The sequence below is a fragment of the Mycobacterium sp. UM_CSW genome, assembly GCF_000455205.1.
Taxonomy (GTDB): Bacteria; Actinomycetota; Actinomycetes; order Mycobacteriales; family Mycobacteriaceae; genus Mycobacterium.
The window spans coordinates 1-16,971 of record NZ_AUWQ01000014.1 but is presented as its reverse complement, the minus strand read 5'-3'; the positions used below and the strand labels follow the sequence as shown (position 1 = coordinate 16,971).

At 69.0% G+C, this 16,971-nt stretch carries 15 protein-coding genes; 12 read left to right on the top strand and 3 right to left on the bottom strand.

Going from position 1 to position 16,971, the window contains the following annotated elements; all coding sequences use genetic code 11:
• The first annotated feature begins 301 nt into the window (after positions 1-301).
• The gene (locus N415_RS06305; protein WP_239645462.1) at positions 302-1,861 is read left to right on the top strand and encodes a hypothetical protein; all 1,560 of its coding nucleotides are present in this window, start codon (positions 302-304) and stop codon (positions 1,859-1,861) included.
• 27 nt (positions 1,862-1,888) lie between these two features.
• Here N415_RS06305 and N415_RS06300 read toward each other — a convergent pair whose 3' ends face one another.
• Both N415_RS06300 and N415_RS06295 read right to left on the bottom strand, forming a co-directional pair.
• Complete coding sequence (locus tag N415_RS06300; RefSeq protein WP_142282074.1) at positions 1,889-2,503, bottom strand: hypothetical protein; 615 nt, start codon at positions 2,501-2,503, stop codon at positions 1,889-1,891.
• Between the two features lie 36 nt (positions 2,504-2,539).
• The gene (locus N415_RS06295) at positions 2,540-3,721 is read right to left on the bottom strand and encodes a hypothetical protein (protein ID WP_081665095.1); all 1,182 of its coding nucleotides are present in this window, start codon (positions 3,719-3,721) and stop codon (positions 2,540-2,542) included.
• A gap of 146 nt (positions 3,722-3,867) precedes the next feature.
• Between N415_RS06295 and dop the strand changes: the two genes are divergently transcribed.
• The 11 genes from dop (at position 3,868) to N415_RS06240 (ending at position 15,916) form a co-directional block, all read left to right on the top strand.
• Entirely contained in the window at positions 3,868-5,376 is a 1,509-nt protein-coding gene (dop, locus tag N415_RS06290) for a pup deamidase/depupylase (protein WP_068105196.1), read from the top strand.
• 103 nt (positions 5,377-5,479) lie between these two features.
• Positions 5,480-5,674, top strand: coding sequence for a ubiquitin-like protein Pup (locus tag N415_RS06285; protein ID WP_066913345.1), 195 nt, complete (start codon positions 5,480-5,482; stop codon positions 5,672-5,674).
• The gene (gene prcB, locus N415_RS06280; RefSeq protein ID WP_068178399.1) at positions 5,671-6,561 is read left to right on the top strand and encodes a proteasome subunit beta; all 891 of its coding nucleotides are present in this window, start codon (positions 5,671-5,673) and stop codon (positions 6,559-6,561) included. Before N415_RS06285 ends, prcB begins: the two co-directional genes overlap by 4 nt.
• Positions 6,558-7,340 carry a proteasome subunit alpha gene (prcA, locus tag N415_RS06275; RefSeq protein ID WP_068178396.1) on the top strand — a complete coding sequence of 261 codons (783 nt, stop codon included), beginning with the start codon at positions 6,558-6,560 and terminating at the stop codon, positions 7,338-7,340. The genes prcB and prcA overlap by 4 nt, the downstream gene beginning before the upstream one ends.
• Positions 7,341-7,410: 70 nt before the next feature.
• Entirely contained in the window at positions 7,411-8,769 is a 1,359-nt protein-coding gene (pafA, locus tag N415_RS06270; RefSeq protein ID WP_152531269.1) for a Pup--protein ligase, read from the top strand.
• Between the two features lie 210 nt (positions 8,770-8,979).
• On the top strand, positions 8,980-9,972 hold the full coding sequence (locus N415_RS06265; protein ID WP_068178393.1) for a YafY family protein: 993 nt from the start codon (positions 8,980-8,982) through the stop codon (positions 9,970-9,972).
• Positions 9,969-10,946 (top strand): YafY family protein, encoded by a 978-nt coding sequence (locus N415_RS06260; RefSeq protein WP_068178390.1) that lies wholly within the window; start codon positions 9,969-9,971, stop codon positions 10,944-10,946. Before N415_RS06265 ends, N415_RS06260 begins: the two co-directional genes overlap by 4 nt.
• A 50-nt stretch (positions 10,947-10,996) precedes the next feature.
• Positions 10,997-11,263, top strand: coding sequence for a Sec-independent protein translocase subunit TatA (gene tatA, locus N415_RS06255; RefSeq protein ID WP_068137913.1), 267 nt, complete (start codon positions 10,997-10,999; stop codon positions 11,261-11,263).
• A 49-nt stretch (positions 11,264-11,312) separates the two neighbouring features.
• Positions 11,313-12,281 (top strand): twin-arginine translocase subunit TatC, encoded by a 969-nt coding sequence (gene tatC, locus N415_RS06250; RefSeq protein ID WP_142282067.1) that lies wholly within the window; start codon positions 11,313-11,315, stop codon positions 12,279-12,281.
• A 24-nt stretch (positions 12,282-12,305) separates the two neighbouring features.
• Entirely contained in the window at positions 12,306-15,071 is a 2,766-nt protein-coding gene (locus tag N415_RS06245; RefSeq protein ID WP_068178688.1) for an RNA helicase, read from the top strand.
• 65 nt (positions 15,072-15,136) lie between these two features.
• A complete protein-coding gene (locus N415_RS06240) occupies positions 15,137-15,916 on the top strand; it encodes a DUF4333 domain-containing protein (protein ID WP_068178387.1) in 780 nt (259 codons plus the stop codon).
• A gap of 6 nt (positions 15,917-15,922) precedes the next feature.
• Here N415_RS06240 and N415_RS06235 read toward each other — a convergent pair whose 3' ends face one another.
• Entirely contained in the window at positions 15,923-16,879 is a 957-nt protein-coding gene (locus tag N415_RS06235; protein ID WP_068178384.1) for a 5'-3' exonuclease, read from the bottom strand.
• Positions 16,880-16,971 lie beyond the last annotated feature (92 nt).

Genomic DNA, 16,971 nt, shown 5'->3' with positions numbered 1-16,971 from the left:
GACTAGCGTCGCTGGGGTGCGGCTCCAGTTCGATGACGACGACGCCTACCGCGTCGCCCGCGATGCGCTGCTCGACGAACTCGACGGATGGCTGGATAGGCCCGCGGCGGAACGGGCGGCGGTGATCACCGACGTCAGGGTTGTCCTCGACTGGCGGTATCACCACTCCAGCGGTGTTCTCGACGAATTCGCCCCGAATGACATCACGGAGTTCCTGCTGGAGTGGTGCCCGCGGCGGTTTCAGGGTCACCCCAAAGGTGCCGCGTATCTCTGCAATGCGGTCGGTGTCTATCTCGACTTCATGGCGGCCACCGGGCGCCTGGTCGGCGGGCCGGACCGGGCCGGTCGATTGAAGCGGCTTGCTGCCGATCTCGAGCCGACCGTGCGCGCAGAAATGCGCAACCCCACTCCTGCCGTGGACTGGTCCGACGAGGACGACCCGAGGCTGCAGGCCGCTCTGGACGAGATCGAGGAGAAGTACGGCCCGGGCTCGGCGCGGGAACCGTACGAGTTGCCGTTCATCTACGTCCCGCCGCCGCCGGCGGAGGTGGAGGCCGTAGCGACTGAGGCGCCGTTGCTGGCCAAAGTCGATGCACTACGCGACTATCTGGGCCCGGATGGCAAGCAGCTGACAGACAAGGGGAATCTGAAACTTGCCGACGGTCGAGCGTTGGTGGGGTTGTTGGATACCGGCGACGAGATGGATCCACAGATCGGCGACAAGACGTGGCGCACCCACACGACCGCGAACTTGCCGCAGTTGAACTTTATTGTGGACGTTGCCAAGCGGGCCGGCGCGGTCCGTGCGCGCCAGCGTCGTTTGGTTCCGGTGAAGGCGTGGGCCGCCCGCCCGGCCGTCGATCGGGCCGCCGCTCTGTTCGCGTCGATCCTCGAACTGGGCCCGTTGGAATTGATGTACTCGGGCCGGATCTGGTTCCTCGACGAATTGCACGAGGTGCTCGACGACGGGATCGTCCATTGGCTTGCCCCGCTGCTTGCGAGCGACAGCGCCGAGATAGCTTTCCAGTCGTTCCTCGAGTGGGCTCAGTCGGTGGTGGCGCGGCAGGTCGCCCCGTACATGCCGGAGCGGGAGGAAAACCTCGATTACTTCACCGAGCGTGACCTGGCCCGGATCTTCGATGTTCTGCAGGGCACTGGTGTGGTGCGCTGGGCGGACCGCGTCGAACTACCGGAAGAGTTTGGCCCCAGTTATTGGACCGGCGGCACCGTGACGATGACCGCGCTTGGCCGCCACCTGCTGCCGGATCATCTCGACAACGCTGGATACGTGCTGCGCCGCGCGGACCGCATCGCCGACAGCGATGGCGCCGAGTTGATCGAAGCCATGTTGGCGGCGGCGGAAACGCAGCAAGACGCGCTCTTGGCAGCCTGGCAGTCCGACCGTCCCGCCGTCGAGCGAGTGCAAATGCTCACCGAGGCCGTCGCGGCGGCTTCGAGCGCCGAATGTCGGATGATGGGTTTCGCTGCGCTGCATAAATTCGACATCGAGGTTGCCGAACCCTTCGTTCGTCAGCTGTTGGACACTCCGGTCGCGGGTCACGCCGCGCTGTGGTTGATGCAGCGTGACCGCGCTGACGCAGAAACCCTCGGCAACTTCGTCGATGTCGCGGTACTCGTCGACGTGCTCTCGAGCACGTTGGAATCGCCCGAAGAGCTGTGCAGCCTGTTCGCCGGCGTGCCCGAGCCGTTGCGGCTGCTGGAGACCATGTGGCGACATCCCGCCCCCGAGACGGCGCCGGTGCTCGATGCGCTGGGCCGTCATCTGCCCGATCACGCGCTCGCCAAAGCGGCGCGGAAAGCCGCTGTGCGACACCGCAGTTGGATGGCGAATCGCAGCTAGTCGCCCGGGAGGCGGCCTAAGCGGCCGTCAGGTCTCCAGCGAGTAGCTGTTAGTCAGGTTGTCCTGCAGCACCTGCGCGGCCTCGGTTCGGGTGTCCACCCGCAGCTCCTCGGTGAGGACGCGCGGCTTGTAGCTCCACCCGTCGGGCAACTCGAGCCGGCTCGCGAGCCCGGGCAGGTCTTCCCGCTTGAGGTTGGGGTCGGTGACCTGGCTCCAGGTCTGCATGACCCAGCGCTTCCCGTGCGGATCGATCAGTTCATAGACCTCTTCGCCGGCGTTGAACACGAAAACCGTGTGGCGGCTCACCTTGTTCACGCTGAACGGCGCGGGGTTCATCGACGACAGCAGGACGGTGGCCTGCAGGATCATCTCGATGCCGCCGAAGGTCTTCGTCACTTGCGGGCCCTGCCGCTCCTTTTCGATGGAGTTCATCAGCCAATAGCGGGGGCCGTTGAGCAGGGCGGCGGCCGCGCCGTTCTCGGCGGCGATCGCGTGGGGGTCCAACGCCGACCACAGCTCGGCGGGACAGTCGTTGAGCGGGAAGCTGTTGTAAACCGACGCCTGCGGGCCGGCCTCGCCGGGAGTCACGAGAAGCACTTCCCCGTAACGCTTCCCGGCCAGGTCACCTACCGGTTCGTCCACTTCCTCTTCGGCCTGGTGGCGAGACACCCTGTGAAATTAATCACTGCCCTGGTTGGCGTCAACTTCACACGCCGGTGCGCCCACCGCGCCGCGGTAGCGGTTGCGCGCGACCAGGGTCGTGTGCAAGTCGTCGATGAGCGGGTCGAGGAACGTCGACCGGTATTCGGCGTCGCCGGCCGCGCGGGCGCTGATGTACATGAACGTCAGCGCGCCGAGGAACAGCGTCATGTGGATCAGCGAATCCGGCACCGGCAGCGTGAATCCCAGCACCGTCGCGGTGCTGGTGTAGGTGTGGGTCCATTCGTTGAGCAGCGACGGGCTGAGCACGATCAGCCCCAGGATCAGGTAGATGGTGGCCGTGACCACCGCGACCACCAGAATCTGCGCCAGCTGCGACGCGGCCAGCACGAAGATGACGTTGAGTCGTTCGGCTCGCTTCAGCGGTGCGCAATCGGGCGTATCCGGCATGGCCGCGAAGGGCGTATCGGCAAGCCCCGCGGTGTCGGTGGGCAGCGTCGCCGTCGACCGCAGCATCGGCCGGGCCCGATCGTGGGTGGCGGAGACGACAAAGGCCGCGGCGATCGAGACGAGGAACGCCATCGCCAGCCCCAGCCGTTCCCCGCTGATCGTCGCCGCCATCAGCCAGACGTAGGTGTTGAAGAACACCAAGGCGGTCAGCAGCACGACGGGCAGGGCCCGCACCGCCAGGGCCCCGACCGTCGTCAGGTGCGACAGCATCATGCGCACCGCCCACCCGACGACCGACCCGACGCCGCAGCCGGTCAGGACCAGCACCGCGGCCACCACGACGGTTTCCTGCGCCAGTTGCGCGGGCCCGCCCACGACGGTTCCGACGCACGCCACGACGGCCACCGCGGCCGTCGACACGGCCGCGCGGGTGCGGCCGCTGTGTGACCGCGAGACCAGCCAGCCAACGACGGCCATCAGCGGAAGGGCGAGCCCGATGATCGTCAGCAGGATCACCTCGGAAGGCGTCGGCTCCCCGTTTATATGGACATCGCGGCCACCGGTGATCAGGTAGATGGGCAGAACGCAGGCCTGCAACGTCGCGTACGCCGCCAGCATCGGGGCCGACCGCGGCCAGAGCCGCCGCCAGCGCGACCGCCTCGTCAGCACCGACGGCAAACCCCGGTTCAGGAACCAGCTTTCGGCCGCGGCACTCGCCGTCCCGCGCGAGGGGCGAAGGGAAAGCTCCATGCGGGCAAACCTAGCGGCACCGCGCCGCCAGCTGGCGCTTATCGCACCCGATTTCGGGCTTCATCGTCCCTGGCCGGGGGTCGGTCGCCCGGCCGGTCACAACCCCGCCTCGGGGTCTACATCCTCACCCGGCCTATCTTGAAGTAATGCAAAGGATTATCGGGACGGAGGTCGAGTACGGCATCTCGTCGCCGTCGGACCCGACCGCCAACCCGATCCTCACCTCGACGCAGGCGGTCCTGGCCTACGCGGCCGCTGCCGGCATCCAGCGCGCCAAGCGCACCCGCTGGGACTACGAGGTGGAATCGCCGCTGCGCGACGCCCGCGGCTTCGACCTGAGCCGCTCGGCCGGGCCCCCGCCGGTGGTCGACGCCGACGAGGTGGGCGCGGCCAACATGATCCTGACCAACGGGGCACGGCTCTACGTCGACCACGCGCACCCGGAATACTCCGCCCCCGAGTGCACCGACCCGCTGGACGCGGTGATCTGGGACAAGGCCGGTGAGCGGGTGATGGAGGCCGCCGCCCGGCACGTCGCCAGCGTGCCCGGCGCCGCGAAACTGCAGCTCTACAAGAACAACGTCGACGGCAAGGGCGCCTCCTACGGGTCCCACGAGAACTACCTGATGTCGCGGCAGACACCGTTCTCGGCGATCATCGCCGGCCTGACCCCCTTTCTGGTGTCGCGGCAGGTGGTCACCGGTTCCGGCCGGGTCGGCATCGGGCCCGCCGGCGACGAGCCGGGCTTCCAGCTGTCGCAGCGCTCCGACTACATCGAGGTCGAGGTCGGGCTGGAGACCACGCTCAAGCGCGGCATCATCAACACCCGCGACGAGCCGCACGCCGACGCCGACCGATATCGCCGCCTGCACGTGATCATCGGCGACGCCAACCTGGCCGAGACGTCGACGTATTTGAAGCTGGGCACCACGGCGCTGGTGCTCGATCTGATCGAGGACGGCCCCGCCCACGGGATCGACCTGAGCGACCTGGCGTTGGCGCGGCCGGTGCACGCGGTCCACGCCATCAGCCGCGATCCGTCGCTGCGGGTGGCGGTGGCCCTGGCCGACGGGCGCGAGCTGACCGCCCTTGCGCTGCAACGGATTTACCTCGACCGGGTGGCAAAGCTGGTCGACAGCCGCGACCCCGACCCGCGCGCGGCCGACGTCGTCGAAACGTGGGCGGACGTGCTGGACAAGCTCGAGCGCGACCCGATGGACTGCGCCGAGCTGCTGGACTGGCCGGCCAAGCTGCGGCTGCTCGAGGGCTTCCGGCAGCGCGAGAACCTGAACTGGTCGGCGCCGCGGCTGCACCTGGTCGACCTGCAGTACTCCGATGTGCGGCTGGACAAGGGGCTGTACAACCGGCTGGTCGCGCGCGGTTCGATGAAGCGCCTTGTGAGCGAACACCAGGTGCTCGATGCCGTCGACAATCCGCCCACGGACACGCGCGCGTACTTCCGCGGCGAATGCCTGCGCAGGTTCGGCGCCGACATCGCCGCGGCCAGCTGGGACTCGGTGATTTTCGATCTCGGCGGCGATTCGCTGGTCCGCATCCCGACGCTGGAGCCGTTGCGCGGCAGCAAGGCCCACGTCGGAGCTTTGCTGGACTCCGTGGACAGCGCGGTCGAACTGGTGGAACAACTGACCAGCTAAGTGGCGTTGGACCGGGCAACGTCGGCGTTGACCGGTACTGTAGAGAGACCGGCGGGCGTGTGACGCCGGTTAACACGAGCCGATTACAAAGCAGGAGGCGGCGATGGCTCAGGAGCAGACCAAGCGTGGTGGTGGCGGCGGCGACGAAGACGATTTCGCCGACGGCACGGCCGCGGGCCAGGAGCGTCGCGAGAAGCTTGCCGAAGACACCGACGACCTGCTTGACGAGATTGACGACGTCCTTGAGGAAAACGCCGAGGATTTTGTCCGCGCGTATGTCCAAAAGGGCGGACAGTGACCTGGCCGTTTGCCGATCGACTGTCCTTTAACTCCCCGCTTCCCGGGAACCCGGCTGTAGACCTGTCCTCGTTTGCTGACCACCTCCGCCGCCACGCGCCGGAGCTGTTGCCGGCGAGTTTTGGCGGCGGCGCGCAAACCGTTGCGGCGGGCGACCAGCTGCCGCACGGGACCACGATCGTCGCGTTGAAGTACCCGGGCGGCGTCGTCATGGCGGGTGACCGGCGCTCGACGCAGGGCAACATGATCGCCGGGCGCGACGTGAAGAAGGTATACATCACCGACGACTACACGGCCACCGGCATCGCCGGGACCGCCGCGATCGCCGTCGAGTTCGCCCGGCTTTACGCCGTGGAACTCGAGCACTACGAAAAGCTCGAGGGTGTGCCGCTGACGTTTGCCGGCAAGGTCAACCGGCTGGCGATCATGGTGCGCGGCAACCTGGCCGCGGCGATGCAGGGGCTGGTCGCCCTGCCGCTGCTGGCCGGGTATGACATCCACGCGGCGGACCCCGAAAGCGCCGGCCGCATCGTGTCTTTCGATGCCGCCGGCGGGTGGAACATCGAGGAAGAGGGCTACCAGGCGGTGGGATCGGGCTCGATCTTCGCCAAGTCCTCGATGAAGAAGCTGTATTCGCAAGTGTCCGACGCTGATTCCGCGCTGCGGGTCATCGTGGAGGCGCTCTACGACGCCGCCGACGACGATTCCGCCACCGGCGGACCGGACCTGGTCCGCGGCATCTACCCCACGGCGGTCACCATCGGTGCCGAGGGCGCGGCGGAGGTGCCGGAGAGCCGCATCGCCGAACTGGCCCGGGAGGTCATCGAAAGCCGCTCGCGGGCGGACACTTTCGGGCCCGACGCCGAGCCGCGGGGTAAGAAGAAGTGAGCTTCCCGTATTTCATCTCGCCCGAACAGGCGATGCGCGAGCGCAGCGAGCTCGCGCGCAAGGGCATCGCGCGGGGCAAGAGCGTGGTGGCGCTGGCCTACGCCGACGGTGTGCTGTTCGTCGCCGAGAACCCGTCGCGGTCCCTGCAGAAGATCAGCGAACTTTACGACCGCGTCGGCTTTGCGGCCGCGGGCAAGTTCAACGAGTTCGACAATCTGCGGCGCGGCGGCATCCAGTTCGCCGACACCCGGGGCTACGCCTACGACCGCCGCGACGTGACCGGGCGGCAGCTGGCCAACGTCTACGCGCAGACCCTCGGCAGCATCTTCACCGAGCAGGCCAAGCCCTACGAGGTCGAGTTGTGCGTCGCCGAGGTCGCCCACTACGGCGAGTCGAAACCGCCTGAGCTATACCGCATTACCTATGACGGCTCGATCGCCGACGAGCCGCATTTCGTGGTGATGGGTGGGACGACCGAGCCGATCGTCACCGCGCTCAAGGACTCCTACGCCGAAAACGCCCACCTGCGTGAGGCTTTGGGCATCGCGGTTGCGGCGCTGCGGGCGGGCAGCGCGGAGGCCTCCAACGGCGATCAGCCCGCCCTCGATGTGGGGAGCCTCGAGGTGGCCATCCTGGATGCCAACCGGCCGCGGCGGGCGTTCAAGCGGATCAATCGCCCCACCCTGGAGAACTTGCTGAAGAAGTCGGACGGCCCGACGTCCAAGGACGCAAAATCCGGCGGGGAAGAGTCGGAAACGAAGGGCGAGTCCCCGGACTAGATCCGCCCGATAACATCCCCGGGCGCGGCTTCTGCACCTTTGCGGCGTGACAACCAGTACCCTCGATTACGTGCAGCGACGAATTATGGGCATCGAGACCGAGTTCGGTGTCACCTGCACGTTCCACGGCCATCGCCGGCTGTCTCCGGACGAGGTTGCCCGGTACCTGTTCCGGCGGGTGGTGTCGTGGGGCCGCAGCTCCAACGTCTTCTTGCGAAACGGCGCGCGCCTCTACCTGGACGTGGGCAGCCATCCCGAGTACGCCACGGCCGAGTGCGACAGCCTGGTGCAGCTGGTCACCCACGACCGGGCCGGCGAATGGGTGCTGGAAGACCTGCTGGTAGACGCCGAGCAGCGGCTCGCCGACGAGGGCATCGGCGGCGACATCTACCTGTTCAAGAACAACACCGACTCCGCGGGCAACTCCTATGGCTGCCACGAGAACTACCTGATCGTGCGGGCCGGCGAGTTCTCCCGTATCTCCGACGTGCTGCTGCCCTTCCTGGTCACCCGCCAGCTGATCTGCGGGGCCGGCAAGGTCCTGCAAACCCCCAAGGCCGCGACGTTCTGCCTTTCCCAACGCGCCGAGCACATCTGGGAGGGCGTCTCCTCGGCCACCACGCGCAGCCGCCCGATCATCAACACCCGCGACGAGCCGCACGCCGACGCCGAGAAGTATCGGCGCCTGCACGTCATCGTCGGCGACTCCAACATGTGCGAAACGACCACCATGCTCAAGGTGGGTACCGCGGCGCTGGTGCTGGAGATGATCGAGGCCGGCGTCCCGTTCCGCGACTTCTCGCTGGACAACCCCATCCGCGCGATTCGCGAGGTGAGCCACGACGTCACGGGCCGGCGGCCGGTGCGACTGGCGGGTGGGCGGCAGGCCAGCGCGCTGGACATCCAGCGCGAGTACTACAGCCGCGCCGTCGAGCACCTGCAGACCCGGGAGCCCAACGCCCAGATCGAGCAGGTAGTCGACCTGTGGGGCCGGCAACTCGATGCTGTCGAGAGCCAGGATTTCGCCAAGGTGGACACCGAGATCGACTGGGTCATCAAGCGCAAGCTGTTCCAGCGCTACCAGGACCGCTACAACATGGAGCTGTCCGACCCGAAGATCGCCCAGCTGGACCTGGCCTACCACGACATCAAGCGCGGCCGCGGCGTCTTCGACCTGCTGCAGCGCAAGGGCCTGGCCACCCGGGTGACCACCGACGAGGACATCGCGGAGGCGGTCGACCACCCGCCGCAGACCACTCGCGCGCGGCTGCGCGGTGAGTTCATCAGCGCCGCCCAGGCGGCGGGCCGCGACTTCACCGTCGACTGGGTGCACCTGAAGCTCAACGACCAGGCGCAGCGCACCGTGCTGTGCAAGGACCCGTTCCGGGCGGTCGACGAGCGGGTCAAGCGACTCATCGCAAGCATGTAGCCGGGTGGTCGGTTCACGGCCAGTCACATCAGTCACATCGGCACCGTTGCGGCGTCCCATGTTTGAACCGCAAACGTGATATCGCCGGCGCCATCAAGTTTCAGAGTCAGTGCCCCCGGCCAGCTCGCGACCGGTGTGGCCGCCGTGAATCGTGCGACGCGGCCAGCCGGCGTAAGCGCCGCGCGGGGACCATCGAATAACCTGGGACAAATGGCGACCTCGAAAGTCGAGCGGCTGGTTAATCTCGTGATCGCCCTGCTCTCCACCCGCGGCTACGTCACCGCCGAAAAGATCAGGTCCAGCGTCGCCGGCTATTCCGACAGCCCTAGCGCCGAGGCGTTTTCGCGGATGTTCGAGCGCGACAAGAACGAACTGCGCGATCTCGGCATCCCGCTGGAGGTCGGCCGGGTGTCGGCCATGGATCCCACCGAGGGCTACCGGATCAACCGCGACGCCTACGCGCTGGCGCCGGTCGACCTCACCCCGGACGAGGCGGCCGCGGTGGCCGTCGCCACGCAGCTGTGGGAGTCGCCCGAACTGATCACCGCCACCCAGGGCGCCCTGCTCAAGCTGCGCGCCGCCGGGGTGGACGTCGACCCGGACGCGCCGGTGGCCATCGCATCCCCGGCGGGCGTGCCGGGCCTGCGCGGGTCGGAGGAGGTGCTCGGAATCCTATTGTCCGCCATCGCTTCCCGCCAGGCGGTGCAGTTTCCGCACCGGCCATCGCGGGCCGAGCCCTACACGACGCGCACCGTCGAGCCCTGGGGCGTGGTCACCGAGAAGGGCCGCTGGTATCTGGTCGGCCACGACCGCGACCGCGACGCCACCCGCACGTTTCGGCTGTCCCGGATCGGGGCCGACGTCGCGCCGATCGGCCCGCCCGGCGCGGTCACCGTGCCCGACGGCGTCGACCTTCGCAAGATCGTGGCCCAGACGGTCAGCGAGTGGCCGGCCGTCGGGCAGGCCCGGGTGTGGGTCGCCGACGGGCGGGCCACGGCGCTGCGCCGGGCCGGCAGGTCGACCGGGCCGCAGCAGCTGGCCGGCCGCGACGGCGAGGTGATCGAGCTCGGCATCGGTTCCGGCGACCAGCTGGCCCGCGACATCGCCGGCTATGGGGCCGACGCCGTCGTGCTCGAGCCGCAATCGCTTCGCGACGAGGTGCTGGCGCGGCTGCGCGCGCATGCGGAGGTGCACAGCTCATGACTCCCGTGTCCACCCGGCTCGTTCGGCTGCTCAACATGGTCCCGTATTTCCAGGCCAACCCGAAGGTCACCCGGGCCAAGGCCGCGGCCGACCTCGGGGTGTCGGAGAAGCAGCTGGAGGAGGACCTCAACCAGCTGTGGATGTGCGGTCTTCCCGGCTACTACCCGGGCGACCTCATCGACTTCGAGTTCTCCGGCGACACCATCGAGGTGACGTTCTCGGCGGGCATTGACCGGCCGCTCAAGCTCACGTCGCCGGAGGCCACCGGCCTGCTGGTGGCGCTGCGGGCGCTGGCCGACATCCCGGGCGTCGTCGACCCGGAGGCCGCGCGCAGCGCGATCGCCAAGATCGAGGCCGCCGCCGGCGCCGTCGGGCACGACGCTTCGGCGGCGGTGGCGGCGGTCGACGAGCCCGCACCCGTCGAAAGCCGCGCCGCGGCGGCCGTCCGCACCGCGGTGCAGTACAAGCGCGCGCTGGCCATCGACTACTACTCCGCCTCACACGACACCCTGACCAGCCGGGTCGTCGACCCCATCCGGGTCCTGCTGATCGGCGGCCAGAGCTACCTGGAGGCGTGGTCGCGCGAAGCCGAAGGCGTCCGGCTGTTCCGCTTCGACCGGATCGTGGACGCCACCGAGCTGGGCGAGCCGGCGGCCCCGCCGGAACCGGCCCTGCACGCGCCGCCGGACACATCGCTGTTCGACGGCGACCCGTCGCTGCCGTCGGCGCGGCTGTGGGTGGCGCCCGCGGCCTCGTGGATGTTCGAGTACTACCCGATGCGCGAGGTGCTCGAGCTGGCCGACGGCTCGTGCGAGGCCGTCATGACCTACGCCTCGGAGGACTGGATGACCCGGCTGGTGCTGGGCTTCGGGTCGGCGGTGCGGGTGCTCGAACCGGAGTCGCTGGCCCGTCGTGTACGGGATGCCGCCGCGGCCGCCCTGGAGTCCTACCAGGTCGCGGCGCGGCCACAATAGCCGCGACCGTTGCTGCGGTAGCATCGGGTGGACGTCTGGAGGTAATCAAAGTGGGCAGTCTTAGTCCGTGGCACTGGGCGATCCTCGCTGTCGTAGTGATCCTGCTGTTCGGTGCCAAGAAGCTCCCCGATGCCGCGCGCTCGCTGGGCAAGTCGATGCGCATTTTCAAGTCCGAGATGCGGGAAATGCAGACCGAAGGCAAGACTGAAGCGCCTTCCTTGCAGGCAACCCCGGAGACCCCCCAGCCCGTGCAGTCGCAGCGAGTCGACCCGCCGGCGACCACCGAGCAGGGGCACACCGAAGCGCGCCCGGCCTAGCCGCGCCGCCGCGGTGCCCGAGCGCCCCTGATCGACCGCAAAGACCACCGTGAAAGGTTTCAAGGTTTCGGCGCGCACCGCGGGCCTGCTGAAACGGCTCAACCCTCGTAACAGGCGCAGCCGCACCAACCCCGACGCGACGATGTCGCTGGTCGACCACCTGACCGAGCTGCGCACCCGGCTGCTGATCTCGCTGGCCGCGATCCTGGTCACGACGATTTTCGGGTTCTTCTGGTACTCGCACGGGATCTTCGGGCTGGAGAGCCTCGGCGAATGGCTGCGCCACCCGTACTGTTCGCTGCCGCAATCGGCGCGGGCGAGCATCAGCGCCGACGGGCAGTGCCGGCTGCTGGCCACCGCGCCGTTCGACCAGTTCATGTTGCGCCTCAAGGTCGGGCTGACGGCCGGGCTCGTGCTGGCCTGCCCGGTCTGGCTCTACGAGCTGTGGGCGTTCATCACGCCCGGGCTCTACCAGAAGGAGCGCCGCTTCGCGGTCGGGTTCGTGGTGCCCGCCGCGGTGCTGTTCGTCGTCGGCGCCGTGCTGGCCTACTTCGTGCTGTCCAAGGCGCTGGGGTTCCTGTTGACCGTCGGCAGCGACGTGCAGGTGACCGCGCTGTCCGGGGACCGGTATTTCGGCTTCCTGATCAACCTGCTGGTGGTCTTCGGGGTCAGCTTCGAGTTCCCGCTGCTGATCGTCATGCTCAACGCGGTGGGCGTGCTGAGCTACGAGCGGCTCAAGTCCTGGCGGCGCGGGCTGATCTTCGGCATGTTCGCCTTCGCGGCCATCTTCACGCCCGGATCGGACCCGTTCTCGATGACGGCGCTGGGGATCGCACTATCGGTGCTGCTCGAATTCGCCATCCAGATCTCCCGACTGCACGACCGGCGCAAGGCCAAGCGCGAAGCCCAGGTCACGATTCCCGACGACGAGGCGTCCGTCATCGAGCCGCCCGAGCCGATACCGGGGCCGATACCGGAGCCGTCGTTCACGGCCGGGCAGCATGACGACGTCACGTAGATGCCGCCGTCGCATGGCAGCGGCGTGACCGAGCTGCCCGAGCTGGCGCGGTTCGCCACGGAACTCAGCTTCACGCTCGACGACTTTCAGCGGCGCGCGTGCGAGGCGCTGGAACGCGGCCACGGCGTGCTGGTGTGCGCGCCGACCGGGGCCGGCAAGACCGTCGTCGGCGAATTCGCCGTCCACCTGGCGCTGGCGTCGGGCGGCAAATGCTTTTACACCACGCCGCTGAAGGCGCTGAGCAACCAGAAGCACACCGACCTGAGCGAGCACTACGGCCGCGACCGGATCGGGCTGCTGACCGGTGACATGTCGGTGAACGGCGACGCGCCCGTCGTGGTGATGACCACCGAAGTGCTGCGCAACATGCTCTACGCCGATTCGCCTGCGCTGCAAGGCCTTTCGTATGTGGTGATGGACGAGGTGCATTTCCTTGCCGACCGGATGCGCGGCCCGGTGTGGGAGGAGGTGATCCTGCACCTGCCCGACGAGGTGCGCGTGGTCAGCCTCTCAGCGACCGTGAGCAACGCCGAGGAATTCGGCGGCTGGATCCAGACCGTGCGCGGCGACACCACCGTCGTCGTCGACGAACACCGGCCCGTTCCGCTGTGGCAACACGTCTTGGTCGGCAAGCGGCTGTTCGACCTGTTCGACTACTCGCACGCCGCGCCGGACGCCGGAGGCAAGCCGCGCGTCGACCCGGACCTGGTGCGCCACATCGCCCATCGCCGCGAGGCGGACCGCATGTCGGACTGGCAGCCTCGGCGCGGGCGGTCGGCGCGACCGTCCCGCCCGCGCTTCTACCGGCCGCCCCCGCGGCCGGACGTGATCGGGATCCTGGATTCGCAGGGCCTGCTGCCGACGATCACGTTCGTGTTCTCCCGGGCCGGCTGCGACGCCGCCGTCCAGCAGTGCCTGCGATCGCCGCTGCGGCTGACCACCGAGGAGGAGCGCGCGCAGATCGCCGAGGTGATCGAGCACCGCTGCGGCGACCTGGCCGACGCCGACCTGGCGGTGCTCGGCTACTACGAGTGGCGCGAGGGGTTGCTGCGCGGGCTGGCGGCCCACCACGCCGGGATGTTGCCCGCGTTCCGCCATACGGTCGAGGAGCTGTTCACCGCGGGCCTGGTCAAGGCGGTGTTCGCCACCGAAACGCTGGCGCTGGGCATCAACATGCCCGCCCGCACGGTGGTGCTCGAGCGGCTGGTCAAGTTCAACGGCGAGCAGCACGTGCCGCTCACGCCGGGGGAGTACACCCAGCTGACCGGGCGCGCCGGCCGGCGGGGTATCGACGTCGAGGGCCACGCGGTGGTGCTGTGGAATCCCAGCGAGGAAACCACCGAACCGTCCGCGGTGGCCGGGCTGGCGTCGACCCGCACCTTTCCGCTGCGCAGCTCGTTCGCGCCGTCGTACAACATGACGATCAACCTGGTGCAGCAGATGGGCCCCGAGCAGGCGCACCAGTTGCTCGAGCAATCGTTCGCCCAGTATCAGGCCGACCATTCCGTCGTCGGCCTGGTCCGCGGCATCGAGCGCGGCCAGCGGATGCTCGACGAGATCGCCGCCGAGCTCGGCGGACACGACGCGCCGGTCTTCGAATACGCGCGGATGCGTGCGCGGATTTCCGAGATGGAGCGTGCGCAGTCGCGCGCGTCGCGGCTGCACCGACGGCAGGCCGCCAGCGATGCACTGGCCGCGCTGCGCCGGGGCGACATCATCACGATCACCCACGGCCGGCGCGGCGGGCTGGCGGTGGTGCTGGAGTCGGCGCGCGACAGCTCCGACCCGCGCCCGCTCGTCCTCACCGAAAACCGTTGGGCGGGAAGGATTTCGTCGGCCGACTATTCGGGCGCGACGGCACCCGTCGGCTCGATGCCGTTGCCGAAGCGCGTCGAACACCGTCAGCCGCGAGTGCGCCGCGACCTGGCCTCGGCCCTGCGGTCGGCGGCCGACGGGCTGGCCGTTCCTACGGCGCGCCGCGGCGGTCGCGGCGACGGGGACGGCGCGTTCCACGACCCGGAGCTGGCGTCGCTGCGCACCGAACTGCGCCGGCATCCCGCGCACAACGCCCCCAACCTCGAGCCCCAGATGCGCCAGGCCGAGCGGTACCTGCGCATCGAACGCGACAACGCACAGCTGGAGAAGAAGGTCGGCGCGGCCACCAACTCCTTGGCGCGCACGTTTGACCGGATCGTCGGGCTGCTCACCGAGCGCGGCTTCATCCAGGGCCCGGCCACCGATCCGCACGTCACCGACGACGGCCGGCTGCTGGCCCGGATCTACAGCGAGAGCGACCTCCTGGTCGCCGAATGCCTGCGCACCGGCGCGTGGGCGGGTTTGAAACCGGCCGAGCTGGCGGCGGTGGTCTCGGCCGTCCTGTACGAGTCCCGGGGCGGTGACGGTGCCGGCGCCGCCTTGGCCGCCGAGGTGCCCACCCAGCGGCTGCGGCAGGCGCTGCAGCAGACCTCGAGGCTGTCGATGGCGCTGCGCGCCGACGAGCAGGCACACCGGATCGCCCCGAGCCGCGAACCCGACGACGGCTTCGTCAACGTCATCTACCGGTGGGCCCGGACGGGAGACCTGGCCGCGGCGCTGGCCGTCGCCGATGTGGCCGGCGGCGGCTCGCTGCAACAGGGAATGTCGGCGGGGGACTTCGTGCGGTGGTGCCGCCAGGTGCTCGATCTGTTGGACCAGGTTCGCAACGCCGCGCCCGATCCGGAGCTCCGCGCGGCCGCCAAGCGGGCCATCAATGACGTCCGGCGCGGCGTCGTCGCAGTTGACGCCGGGTAGGCTGGGCGCGAGCTACCGTTACATGGCGCTAATGGCGCGAGACACAAGGGAACTGAGGAGAAGGAATGAGCGGACCGCAGGGGTCGGACCCGGGTCACCAGTGGCAACCGCCCGGTCAGAGCGGCGATCAGTCCTCGGAGCCCACCCAGGTGGCGCCAACACACTGGCAGCCGCCGCAGCAGCAGCCCGGCCAGGAGCAGACGTGGCAGGCCCCGGCCTACACCCCGCCCGCCGACTACCCGCAATACCAGCAACCGGCCGAGCAGGCGTACCCCCAGCAGTACCCCCCGCAGCCGGGCTACGGCCAACCCCCGCAGTACGGCGAACAGCCCCAGCAATACGCCCAGCCCGGCCAGTACACCCCGTACGGCCAGCCGGGCCAGTACGGCCAGCCGGCGCAGCCGGGCCAGCCCGGCCAGTACGGCCAATACGGTCAGCCGGGCCAGTACGGTCAGCCCGGCCAATACCCGCAGCAGTACGCGCCCTACGACCAGCAGCCCCCGAAGAAGCGCTCGATGGCGCTGATCGGGGGCGTGGTCGGCGTCATCGCGTTCCTGGTGATCGCCGTCGTGCTGGTGCTCGGCTTCTGGCAGCCCGGGTTTTTCGTCACCACCAAGCTGGACGTCAACAAGGCGCAGGCCGGTGTGCAGCAGGTGCTGACCGACGAGACCAACGGCTACGGCGCCAAGAACGTCAAGGACGTCTCCTGCAACCACGGCCAGGACCCCGTGGTCAAGAAGGGCGCGACGTTCGACTGCGACGTCAGCATCGACGGCGCCAAGAAGCACGTGACGGTGACCTTCCAGGACAACAAGGGCACCTACGAGGTCGGCCGGCCCCAGTAGGGGCCGTCAGCCGGGCAGGCCGTCGAGCGCCTTTTGCAACCGGGCCACCGGCGACCCGACCCCCAGCTCGGTCGCCAGCTTGGCGGTGCGTCGCGGATGGGCGGCGGCCAGCGGCAGCGCGTCGGTGGGTGTCGACAGCGTGACCGGCGCGTCGGTGGCCACCCGCACCACCTTGCCGGCTGCCTCGATGTAGTCGGTCGCGCCCAGCAGCTTCGCCCGTAAACCCTTGGCCATCTTGGACTTTGGGTCGTGGGCGGCGGCCAGGATTGCTTCCAGTGAGCCGTGCTGGGCCAGCAGCGTGGCCGCTGTCTTCTCGCCGACACCCGGGACGCCGGGCAGCCCGTCGGACGGATCGCCGCGCAGCAGCGCGAGCTCGGCGTAGGCCGGCCCGGCCCGTTCCCGCGGCACGCCATAGTGCTCGGCCACCTCGGCCGGCCCGAACAACGTGGCCTTGGTCAGCCCGCGGCCCAGGTAGAGCACCCGAACCGGGATGGGATCGTCGGCGACCACCTGCAACAGGTCGCGGTCCCCGCTGACCACAACGACCGGGTCGGTTCGTTCCCGCGCCGCCAGCGTGCCCAGCACGTCGTCGGCCTCGAAACCCTCCGCCCCCGCCGTCGGGATCCCGAACGCGTCGAGCAGCTCCATGATCATGTCGATCTGCGGCGTCAGATCGTCGGGCACTTCCTCGATGTCGGGCTGGCCCTGCGGCTCGGGCTCGGCGACCCGGTGCGCCTTGTACGACGGGATGAGGTCGACCCGGAATTGTGGCCGCCAATCCAGGTCCAGGCACACCACCAGCCGGCCGGGCCGCTGCTGGCTGATCACCACGGCCATCGAGTCGAGGAAGCCGCGCACGGCGTTGACGGGCCGGCCGTCGGGCGCCTTGATCGACGACGGCACCCCGAAGTACGAGCGGAACCACATGCTGGCGCCGTCGAGGAGCACGAGCGGTTCGGGCATGCGGGCTATCCTGCCAGCGCCGTTAATCTGGCTGCCATGGACTCGCATCGATTCGACGCGGGGGTGTATGCGCGCCGGCTCGCCGCGGCGGC